We start from the raw sequence: 1168 nt of genomic DNA, 5'->3' as shown, positions 1-1168 counted from the left end.
TGATTTCAAATCGCCGGTTGCTGCTTTAAAGCAGCAACCGGCGATTTGAAATCACGTGGGTTCGCCAAGCAATTAGCGCCAACAGGGCCCCTGCCCGGCACGTGGATTTGTTTGCGAGAACTACGGTCAGAAATTCGAATTGCCGGGCCGGGGGCCCATCGGTGCCAACTGCTTGGCAAACCCGCGTGACTTCAAGGCACCCGTGGCAGCATACGAGGACAAGGAAGTGCCCTCGAAAGTGACGATCAAATGGTGCGGTCAATTCCACGAAACCCAGATCGGCCAGTCCCCGCTGGATGTGGTGGCCTGGCACGGGAACTACGCGCCCTACAAATACGACCTCACCACCTATTGCCCGGTGGGGGCGATCCTGTTCGACCACCCGGACCCGTCGATCTTTACCGTGCTAACCGCACCGTCGGGTGTGCCGGGCACCGCCAACATCGACTTTGTGCTGTTCCGCGAGCGCTGGATGGTGGCGGAGAATACCTTCCGCCCGCCGTGGTATCACAAGAACATCATGTCGGAGCTGATGGGCAACATCTACGGCCAGTACGACGCCAAACCGCAAGGATTTGTGCCAGGCGGCATGTCCTTGCACAACATGATGCTGCCGCATGGACCAGACAAGAACGCATTCGAGGGCGCGTCGAATTCCAACCTCGGCCCGGAAAAGCTGGAGAATACCATGTCCTTCATGTTCGAGACCCGCTTCCCGCAGCATCTGACCGCATTTGCTGCCAAGGAAGCGCCGCTGCAGGATGACTACATCGACTGCTGGAACGACATCGAAAAGAAATTCGACGGCACGCCCGGCCTGAAATGAATATGGTGAGGGGGCGCTGCCCCCTCTTGGCCCCCAGGGGCCAATTCACCCCTGGGGTATTTCTGGCCAGATGAACGGCGGATCCCAGCGCAATAAAAAGGCGGCGCTCCGATGGGAGGGCCGCCTTTTGAATTAATAGATCTACAATTGAGACCTTACAGGATGCCTGCATGCGCCATGGCAGCATCAATCGCGGCTTTGGTACTATCCTCAAGCCCAGTCAAAGGCGAACGAACCTCTTCGGAACACATACCCAGTTTGCTAAGCGCATATTTTGCACCCACCAGGCCGGGTTCAATAAAGATCGCCTCGTGCAGTGGCATCAGCTTGTCCTGATAGTCC

1 protein-coding gene and 2 pseudogenes are annotated in these 1168 nt (G+C 57.4%); 1 reads left to right on the top strand and 2 read right to left on the bottom strand.

Annotation, left to right across the window (positions count from 1 at the left end; translation table 11 throughout):
* Window positions 1-17: 17 nt before the first annotated feature.
* Window positions 18-113: pseudogene (locus tag A2I95_RS40450) on the bottom strand (homogentisate 1,2-dioxygenase); the annotation flags it as partial.
* Between A2I95_RS40450 and A2I95_RS40445 the strand changes: the two are divergent.
* Window positions 86-826, top strand: a pseudogene (locus tag A2I95_RS40445) (homogentisate 1,2-dioxygenase domain-containing protein); the annotation flags it as partial. The pseudogenes A2I95_RS40450 and A2I95_RS40445 overlap by 28 nt on opposite strands.
* 155 nt (window positions 827-981) lie before the next feature.
* Here A2I95_RS40445 and A2I95_RS40440 read toward each other — a convergent pair.
* On the bottom strand, window positions 982-1168 hold a 187-nt coding region (locus A2I95_RS40440; protein ID WP_291737951.1), incomplete at its 5' end, for a dihydrodipicolinate synthase family protein.

The organism is Leisingera sp. F5, from assembly GCF_001593695.1.
The sequence above is the reverse complement of the archived record's forward strand: the minus strand, read 5'-3'. Positions and strand labels throughout refer to the sequence as shown.